This is a genomic window from uncultured Sphingomonas sp. (assembly GCF_937859915.1).
In the GTDB taxonomy this organism is placed as follows: Bacteria; Pseudomonadota; Alphaproteobacteria; order Sphingomonadales; family Sphingomonadaceae; genus Solisphingomonas.
This window is the reverse complement of sequence record NZ_CALMAW010000049.1, coordinates 1-9,530: the sequence shown is the minus strand read 5'-3', so window position 1 is coordinate 9,530 and position 9,530 is coordinate 1. Positions and strand designations below refer to the sequence as shown.

8 protein-coding genes are annotated in these 9,530 nt (G+C 69.5%); 4 read left to right on the top strand and 4 right to left on the bottom strand.

Features of this window, described 5'->3' with window-relative positions:
- The 4 genes from Q0326_RS06800 to Q0326_RS06785 form a co-directional block, all read left to right on the top strand.
- The coding region (locus Q0326_RS06800; protein ID WP_298688477.1) for a hypothetical protein at positions 1-780 on the top strand (780 nt) is incomplete at its 5' end.
- The gene (locus tag Q0326_RS06795) at positions 777-1,442 is read left to right on the top strand and encodes a phage tail protein (protein WP_298688475.1); all 666 of its coding nucleotides are present in this window, start codon (positions 777-779) and stop codon (positions 1,440-1,442) included. The genes Q0326_RS06800 and Q0326_RS06795, both read left to right, overlap by 4 nt.
- 2 nt (positions 1,443-1,444) lie before the next feature.
- Complete coding sequence (locus Q0326_RS06790) at positions 1,445-2,857, top strand: hypothetical protein (RefSeq protein ID WP_298688470.1); 1,413 nt, start codon at positions 1,445-1,447, stop codon at positions 2,855-2,857.
- A 102-nt stretch (positions 2,858-2,959) separates the two neighbouring features.
- Positions 2,960-5,806: a glycosyltransferase gene (locus Q0326_RS06785; protein ID WP_298688468.1), complete on the top strand. Its 2,847-nt coding sequence runs from the start codon at positions 2,960-2,962 to the stop codon at positions 5,804-5,806.
- Between the two features lie 17 nt (positions 5,807-5,823).
- Here Q0326_RS06785 and Q0326_RS06780 read toward each other — a convergent pair whose 3' ends face one another.
- The 4 genes from Q0326_RS06780 to Q0326_RS06765 all read right to left on the bottom strand — a co-directional run.
- A complete protein-coding gene (locus Q0326_RS06780; RefSeq protein ID WP_298688465.1) occupies positions 5,824-6,537 on the bottom strand; it encodes a TetR/AcrR family transcriptional regulator in 714 nt (237 codons plus the stop codon).
- A gap of 199 nt (positions 6,538-6,736) precedes the next feature.
- On the bottom strand, positions 6,737-8,092 hold the full coding sequence (eat, locus tag Q0326_RS06775) for an ethanolamine permease (RefSeq protein ID WP_298688463.1): 1,356 nt from the start codon (positions 8,090-8,092) through the stop codon (positions 6,737-6,739).
- 115 nt (positions 8,093-8,207) lie between these two features.
- Positions 8,208-9,044, bottom strand: a complete 837-nt coding sequence (locus tag Q0326_RS06770) for a PhnD/SsuA/transferrin family substrate-binding protein (RefSeq protein ID WP_298688460.1) — start codon at positions 9,042-9,044, stop codon at positions 8,208-8,210.
- Positions 9,034-9,530, bottom strand: a 497-nt coding sequence (locus Q0326_RS06765; protein WP_298688458.1) for a hypothetical protein, incomplete at its 5' end; no start/stop codon positions are given. The genes Q0326_RS06765 and Q0326_RS06770, both read right to left, overlap by 11 nt.

The following is a 9,530-nucleotide window of genomic DNA, read 5'->3' as shown; positions in this document are numbered from 1 at the left end:
ATCCCGGTCGCGGTGGCGGCGCCGGCGGCCGGCCTGTCGCCGCCCGACGCCGGCGAGTGCATCGTCAATATCGAGATCGCCTGCGTGCCGACGCCGCGCTGCACCGACGAGTGGCGCATCCAGATCTACAGCGCGATCGTGCGCGCCTATGCGCAGGGGATCGAGCGGCGCCTTGCCGCCGTCGCGGACGGGACGGCGCCCGCCGTGCAGCGATCCCCGCTCGCCGCCGCGCGGATCGCGCGCGATGCGCTCAAACATGGCTGCCTCGATCTGCTGCTCGAGCGGGCGGCTGTGCTGACCGACTGGGGCCGCTCGGCGCCGAGCGCGTCGCCGCCGGTCGACGTGGTCAACTGGCCGCGCTGCCATCAATTTCTCGACCAGGCGCTCGAATGGCCCGAGATGACCTACAGCGTCCATCACGATCGGCCGGGCGGCGCTGGCCGCGAGGACGCCGGCCACGACCCCGCTTTCGCCAGCTTCCTGCACGCCGACCGTGCGCGCGCGCTGGTGCCGGTGCGCCCGGACCATGTGCTCGCCTTCCTCTATTTCTTCGCGTCGGGCATGATCTGGGACGGCCCCGATCGGCTCGTCGCGGTCAACGCCGTCGACCTCCACATCGTCGACGACATCAAGCGCGCCGCCGACCGCCAGGACCGCGAGCGGACGGTCGGCAAGCCCTGGGAGGTCGTCGTGCCGACCGCGATGCAGGTGCTCGACGGTAGCGGCCTGCCGTCCTTCGCGGTCGCGCCGACGCCAGCGACGCCAGGAGGCGAGGCATGATCGATCCGCTCAATCCCGCGCCGTGGTTCGGTCCGCGCGGCACGGGCGGCATGCCGGTCGGGGCGGTCGTCGCCTTCGCCGGCCAGGTCGGCACGCCGATCCCGAACACGGCGTCGCCCGTCGACGTCGTCCCCGCAGCGACGGGATCGCCCCCCGCCGCCACCGCGCAGATCGAGGCCTGGGGCTGGATGGCGTGCGACGGCCGGACGCTGGCGGTCTCGCTCTACCCCGAATTGTTCGCGGCACTGGGCTATCTCTACGGCGGCGGCGCCGACAGTTTCAATTTGCCCGACTATCGCGGCTATTTCCTGCGCGGGTGCGACTGGGGCGCGGGCAACGACCCGGACGCGGCGGCGCGAACCCCGGCCAGCGGCGGCACCGCCGCCGACGTCGGCTCCACCCAGGCTTCCGCAATGCTCAGCCACAAGCATGACTATTCGCAATCGGCGACCCCCGTCACCGTCCAGGCGGGATCGGCGGTCGAAGTACCGAGCACCGCCAGCCAACTGACCAGCGTCCCGGTCGCCGACGACGGGTCGGCGCTGACCGGTCAGCTGAGCCAGAAGGAGAGCCGGCCGATCAACATCTACGTCACCTACATCATCAAGTTCACCACCGTGCTGCATTTCGCCGCGCCCTATCGTCCGAACGCAGGAGATTGACCGTGCCCTACGACCAGATTGTCTTCATCGGTTATGTCCTCGACACGACGCCGAAGGAAAATGACGATGGGACATCGACCTATCTCGGCATAACGCCCGCGGTCGACGATATCGATGCGCGCTGTCAGCTGCTCGCCGCCGCGATGGAGACGGCGCGATCGACCCTGCCCCCACCCGCGTCGCCCCCCGTCAAGACACTGTATGTCTTCATGATTCCGGAGTTCTTCTTTCGCGGCGCGGATCCGGGCGCCTACGACATGGCGGATGTTCAGTACGCGATCGCGGCGCTGCAGAACCTCGCGGCACCGGCACGCTGGACGGACTGGGTTTTCGCGTTCGGCACGATCATCGGGCAATGGGAGCTCGATGATCCGCTGCGGCCTGTGCAAATCTGCAATTTCGCGCTCGTGCAGCAGGGCGGCATGGCGGCCCAGGGCCCCAGCGGGGCCCGCGCGATCATGAAGGAGCTCAAGTCGGACGTCGACTTCATCGCCGCCGACGCCAGCCCCGGCGGCCTGCTGCTCGGCGAAGTCGAGCATATGGAAGGCGCGATGCCGGGCCCCGGCAGCGAACGGCAGAAGGCCAATTATGATGGTGCCGGCATCTTCGATCTGCTCGGCATCACCTGGGCCACCGACATCTGCCTCGATCATCTCGAGGCGCGGCTGCAGCAATCGCCGATGCTCCCCGGCGAACCGATGGTCCAGATCCAGCTTGTCCCGTCCTGCGGCGCCGACGTCTCGCAAGCAGGCATCATCGCGCAACCCGGCGGCTATGTCTTCAACGTCGACGGATGGCGCGACAATGCGGCGCATGCCAGGCTGGTTCAGGTTGCGCCCGCGCCGGCACAGCCCGTCCAGATGCCGCGCGTCGGGCCGCCGGTACCGCTCGCCATCACAGACGTCACCATCGGGTCGCCGCCGAGGACCGTCCAAGTCGACGCGCTCTACCCCAACGGTCCCGGGTCGATCTGGACCTACCGACCGGTCGCGATGCCGCCGGCCGAAACGGTGCCTGGCGCGACCGACACCTATGTCTGGCAAGCCAGCGTCAACCCGTCCTGGACGTTCACCTTCTATCTTATCTACGACGATGCCGGCCTGTTCAGCACCGTCCTGTGCCAGATCCGCAACAACGAGATCGATTTCTACGCGAATAAATATGAGCTGCCGATCGTTCTCTACCCGAGTTTCTCCTTGCAGCCGAACGATCCGGTCCAGCAGATCGGCACGCTGGAGATCGAACTGAGAGGGGGCGGCAGCTACGCCAATGCGATCTACGCCACGATCCATCTGCCCAGCCATTATGACACGACCAGAAAGGTCCAGGTCCCGCCCTTCAACTTCGAGGGCGACGTCATGCTGTTCATGAACGAGCGGAATTCGATCAAGACCGTCAGACATGTTTGGGCCTGAGCCGCCCCCCGCCCGCGACACGAAGACCAGATCGTCCGCCCGCGACGCCGCCCGATCCGGGACGGCGCGCGCCGACGCCGCGACCGGCATGAGCGAGGTCCGATGAACGTACGCGTGTCCGCGATCATGCCGACGGCCGACCGGCGCCGGTTCGTGCCCGGCGCGATCGCCAGCTTCCTCGCCCAGGCCGGCGACGAGGCCGAGCTGCTCATCCTCGACGACGGCAGCGACGCCGTCGCCGATCTCGTCCCCGACGACCCGCGCGTCCGCTACGTCCGCGAGACGACGCGGCGGCCGCTCGGCGACAAGCGCAACCGGCTGTGCGCGCTCGCCCGCGGCGACATCATCCTCCACTGGGACGACGACGATTGGCACGCCCCCGATCGGATCGCGCGCCAGCGCGCCGCGCTCGATGCGAGCGGCGCCGAGATCTGCGGCCTCGACCGGGTCGTCTTCCTCTCCGACGATGGCGCACAGGCGTGGGACTATGTCTATCGCGGCACCCCGCCGTGGGTCTGCGGCGGCAGCCTCGCCTACCGCCGCGCCTATTGGGACCGCCGGCCCTTCCCGGCCATACAATGCGGCGAGGACACGCAATGGGTGTTCGCCGCCGAGCGCGCCGCGCTCCATGTGATGGACGCGCCGGACCTGTTCGTCGGGCGCGTCCATGCCGGCAACACCAGCCCTAAACACACCCAAGGCGATCTCTACCGGCCGCGCGACCCCGCCCCGGTCCGCGCCATGGTCGCCCGCTTCGCCGACCCGCCGCTGGCCGCCACCGCCGCCATCCTCCACGACCTCACCGTCGTCGTCCCGCATGGCGGCGTCGAGCGGCTCCCGCTGCTGACGCATGCGCTCGCCCGCCTCCGCGACGCGCTGCCGCTGTCGCCGCTGATCGTCGTCGAACTGGGCGAGACCGCGGTGGCGACCGAGGCGGCGGCGCGGGCCGGCGCCCGCCACGTCTTCGTCCCGCACAGCGGCGCCTTCGAGCGCGCCCGCGCGCTCAACCTCGGTACCGCCGAGGCGCGCACCGACTATGTCCTGTGGCACGACAACGATCTCGTCGCGGTGCCGGGCTTCCACGCCCGCGCCATTGCCGAGCTCGAGGCGACCGCCCTCGACTTCCTGATCCCCTACCAGGCGATCCACTATCTCACCGACGACGACACGCGCGCGTGCCTCGGCGACGGCGCCGATCCGGCGCACGCCCGGCCGCTGCGCACGCTGCGCTCCGGCAGCCATGTCTCCGGGGGCATGGGCCTCGTCAGGCGCCGCTTCGTCGAGGCCTATGGCGGGCTCGACGAGCGGTTCCGCGGCTGGGGCGGCGAAGACAATGGCTGGTGGCACAAGGCGTCGCTACTTGGCCGTACAGGCACCAGCGGCAATCCCGAACAGACGCTCTACCATCTCTACCATGCCGAATCCGGCGGTCTCAACGGCACCGCGCCGCACCGGAGCAATCCGCATTATCTGCACAATATCGCGGTGCTCACCGAACTCGAACGCTGCACGACGCGCGACGCCTGGCTGGGCCGCGCGACCGCGCAGCAGACGGTCGCGACCGCCGCGCCGGCGCCGGCCGCCCCGCTGCATCTGCCGCTGTTCCACTATTGGGAGGGGCCGTGCCCGGACTGGATCCTACGCTGTCGCGAGACGATCGTGCGGCATGGCGGCGACGTCCGCCTGCTCGATCGCGCCGCGTTCGAGGCGCTTCGCCAGGACGATCGCGACATCGATCTCGATCCGCTGCAGCCTGCGCACCGGGCGGATTACGCGCGCGCCTATCTGCTGGCGCGCCATGGCGGCATCTGGCTCGACAGCGACTGCATCCTGATGCGGCCGCTCGACCGGGTCCGCGCCGCGCTGGCCGCGCACGGCTTCGTCGTCCACCAGGACCGCCAGGGCTATTATCCCAACGGCTTCATCGCCGCCGCGCCGGACAATCCGACCGCCGGGCTGTTCTACCAGGCGGTCGCCGACCGGCTCAGGAGCGGCCCGGCCTTGTCGTGGATCTCGCTCGGCGGCGAGCCGCTCACCCGGCTGCTGCGCCAGGGGGGCGCCGCCTTCCACGAACTGCCCTGCGCGGCGATCCAGCCGATCTGCTGGAGCCGACCCGAACTGTTCTTCCGCACCGGCGACGCGGCGGAGCATGCCCGCTCGTTCGATCCCGACGCGCTCACCTACATGCTGTCCAACACGCAGATCACCGCCTTCGCCGCGCAGCATCCCGGCGCCGACCTGCTGGCACCGCGCAGCTTCTTCCGCTTCGCGCTCGCCAAGAGCCTCGACCATGCCGCCGCCCCCGCCGGCGCGCTCGCCGAGGCGGGACAGGGCAGAACCCCCGCCGCGGTCTTCGCCGGCTTTCATGCGGCGGCCGAACAGCGCGGCGACGACTCCCTGTCGGGACCGGGATCGTCGCTCGCCCAGACCGCGACGCTGCGCCGCGCGCTGCCGGATCTGCTCGCGGACCTCGGCATCGGCGTCCTGCTCGATGTCGGGTGCGGCGATCATCGCTGGCTCGGCCAGACCGACCTGCCGGTCACCACCTATATCGGGGTCGACATCGTCCCCGCGCTGATTGCCCGCAACGCGGCGCTGGCGCGGCCAGGCCGTCGCTTTCTATGCGCCGACGTCACGCAGGACGCCCTGCCCCGCGCCGATCTCGTCATGCTGCGCGACACGCTCGTCCATTACGACCTCGCGACCGCGCGCCGGACGCTGCGCGCTCTGCAGCGCACCGGCGCGCGCTGGCTGCTCGCCACGACGTTCACCGACCGTTGCGCGAATGCCGACTGCGCGCTCGGCGGCTGGCGACCGCTCAACCTCACTTTGGCCCCGTTCGACCTGCCGCCCCCGCACCGGCTGATCGTCGAAGGCTGCACCGAAGCCGGCGGCGCCTATCGCGACAAGGCGCTGGGTCTTTGGCGCCTGGATGAGCTGCAGCCGTGATCGGCGCGCCCCGCGCGTCACACCGGCTCGGCAGGGGCCTCGCCGTCCAACGGCGCGGATCCGTTGAGCGCCGCCAGCAGCACCGCCGCCATCAGGTCGTGGACATTGCGCTGGCTCAATTCTCGCGCATCGCGCAGGATCAGGAACTTGGCGATCGCCCACAGCGCGGTGAGCCCGGTCGCCATCTCGCCGACCCGCATCCGCGGCGTGCAGGCGGCGCCGACCGACGACACGATCGTGTCGGACACGATCCACGCGGCGTCATAGTCGAGATCATGATAATGGCGGAAAATCTCGTCGATCATCTTGGTCGACGCCGTGACCTGGCTGCCATAGGTCTCGGCGATGAAGCCCGCGATCGCATGCGCGACGTCCGACCGCGTCTCGAACGTCTGGCACAGCATGAACTCGACGAAGCGCGCGTTCCAGTTCGCCTGCATGCGCCGGACGCTGGTGCGGACGAGATCACCGATATTGGCGAAATAGCGGTAGGCCGATTGCGGCGTGACACCGGCATCGGCCGCCGCCATCTCGAGGTTCAGTTCGTCGAAGGTGCGGGTCAGCAGCATCAGCCGGTTGGTCGCATCCAGCAGCCGCTCGACGGTCTGCCACGCGCGGGGCTGCTGCGGCGCGACGCGAAGATTTCGCGTGGTCTGATGTTTGAAATTCTGCTGGATTCGCTCTAACAGGCCCGTATTCGTGCCGCCTTCGACGCCATCCCTCTCCGTCATCGGACTCAACGCCTGCGATCGCCCCGGCTCTTTGCGACCCGTAGAGACCGATCCACCGCGCGATCGTGATCAAGGTACGCCTCAGCTGGCGTCTATTACCGGCGAGCCATTGCGGAAATGGATAATAGACCGGGCTATTGTCCATTATGGATCCAATACTGTGCGAAGGCCGGCACGGCGACGGGCCGCGCCCTGGTGACTAGGCCAAGGCGGGTGCCCGCCGCTCGCGTGCCAGCGTGGCGAGCACCGCCGCTGCCATGATCGTCGCGAACAGCAGGAAGATGATCGGATTGTAATAGACCATCGCGCCCAGCGCGACGACCGCCGCAACCAGCGCAAAGCCCGGCGCCACCGGATAGAGCGGCGCGCGGAACGGGCGGTCGAGACCGGGCTCGCTGCGGCGCAGGCGGAACAGGCCGAGCATGCTGACGATATACATCACCAGCGCGCCGAACACCGAGAGCGTGACGATGCTCGCGGTCAGCGACTGCCCGCCGATGCTGACCAGACGGTCGCTGTAGATCGCCGCGATTCCGACCACGCCGCCGGCGATCGTCGCGATGTGCGGGGTGCGGAAGCGCGGGTGGAGCCGGCCGAGCGCCGGCGGCAGGTAGCCCGCGCGCGACAGCGCGTAGATCTGCCGGGCATAGCCCATGATGATGCCGTGGAACGAGGCGACCAGCCCGAACAGCCCGAGCCAGACCAGCATGTGCAGCCAGCCGCTCGACTGGCCGACGACGATCTTCATCGCCTGCGGCAGCGGATCGTTGAGGTTGGCGAGCGCCCGCCAGTCACCCGAGCCGCCCGCGAAGATCATCACTCCGAAGGCGAGCAGCGTCAGTGTCAGGATGCCGCTGATATAGGCGATCGGGATCGTCCAGCGCGGCTCGCGCGCCTCCTCGGCCGCCATCGCGACGCCCTCGATCGCGAGGAAGAACCAGATCGCGAACGGGATCGCCGCAAACATGCCGCCGATCGACCCGACGCCGAAATGCGGGGCGCCCGACCAGCCGTTCGCGCTGAACGCGCTCCAGCGGAAGGCGGGCGCGACCACGCCCATGAAGACGAGCAGTTCGCCGACCGCGAGCAGCGTCACGACCAGCTCGAAGGTCGCCGCGATCTGCACGCCGACGACGTTGAGCGCGACGAACAGCAGATAGGCGCCGACCGCCGCGGTCTTGGGATCGAGCCCCGGAAATTGGACGACCAGATAGGCGCCGATCGCGAGCGCGATCGCGGGCGGCGCGAACAGGAATTCGATCAGCGTCGCAAATCCCGCGACCGCGCCGCCGACCGGCCCGAACGCGCGATGCGCATAGGCGAACGGGCCGCCCGCCTGCGGGATCGCGGTGGTGAGCTCGGTGAAGCTGAAGATGAAGGCGACGTACATCGCCGCGACCAGAATCGTCGTCACCAGGAAGCCGAGCGTCCCCGCCTGCGCCCAGCCATAGCTCCAGCCGAAATATTCGCCCGAGATGACGAGCCCGACCGCGATCCCCCAGAGCTGGAAGACGTTGAGCGTGCGGGCCAGCGACGGTGCTTCGGTCGCGGACATGACTATCCCCTCAGGCATGATGCAGCATCGGACGACGATCCCCCCCGGATCAGTTACGCCGCACCGCAACCTGTCACGAAGCCGCCGCCGAACAAAGCGCGGATTTGCGCGCCGATCAGGCTAGCCGCGGATAGCCCGCCGCCGCCGCCGCGCGTTCGATCTCGAGGACGGCATCATAGGCGCTGTCCGGCAAGATCGCGAAGCCGGCCAGGCCGAGCGGGGCGCGGATCGCGGCGGCGGCGGGATCGCGAACGAACGCCTCCAGCGCCGCGCGCAGCAGCGCCAGCTCGTCGTCGCCGGCCGACGCCCGCGTGATCAGCGGCAGGCCCGGCGTCTTGACGGTCTCGGCGAGGATGCGGACGCCGGCGAGCCGCGCCGGCGCCGACCGCGCCAGATTGCCGTAGGTGACACAGTCGATCGCGGCGACGTCCGCCTCCCCGCCGGCGACCAGCGCGAGGCTGGCGACATGCCCGCCGCTGACGATCACCCGGCCGAAGAAACGCCCCTCGACGGCATGGGGCGCGACGGCGTGGCGCAGCAGGTTCATTCCCGAATTGCTGGCGGGATCGTTGATCGCGACGGTGCCGCCGCGCAGGTCGGCGACCGACGACGCCAGCGCGCCCGCGCCCACGACGACGAAGCTGCCATTGCTCGCGCCCACGCAGCCGGCATGGTCATAGACCGGCGTCGCGACCAGCCGGACCCGGCCGCGCAGGCTGGTGGCGAAGGGATAGCCGCAGGTCTGCGCGAGCAGCAGCCGCGGGTCGTGCCACGCGGCATCGTGCGCGATCGCATCGTCCAGCCGATCGGGCACATCGGCGAGGCCGTCCGCGCGCAGCCGGTCGCGCAGATAGGCCCATAGCGCGTGCGTCGCGGCGGTCACCACGGGCGGGTCGCGATACATGGCGAGGCTGGCGACCCGCCCCGCGCCGGCGCCGCGCTCAGCCGACACGCAGCGCCCGCACGAACGCCGCGGCCTCATGCGCGTGGACGCGGGTGTGGCGGATCAGCCCCTCGAATTGCTTCTGCATCGTGCGGATCGTCTCGGCGCTGTTGAGCACGAGGTACATCTGCCCCGCGAACACCGCGACGCGGGTCGAGCCGAAGATCGTGTAGGGGATCGAGAAGCGCTCGCGCCCGTCGAACAGGAACAGCCGGAAGGACGGATAGAGCTCGTCGATCAGATCGGCCATATGGACGATCTGCGCCTGCCGCACCGCCTTGGGCAAGTCGCTCCATATCCCCGCACCGGCGGCGAATTGCTCGAGCGTCTGGCACGGCATGCAGCATTCCATGTCGGTGCCCGCCGCGCGATTATAATCGAGCCGGAACGCCGCATCCTCGACCTGCGCCATCGCATTCTGGTGCGACGCCGAGGCCTCATAGGCAATCACGTCGGTGGTCCGCAGCAGGTCCGGAATCCGGGCCGGGACATAGC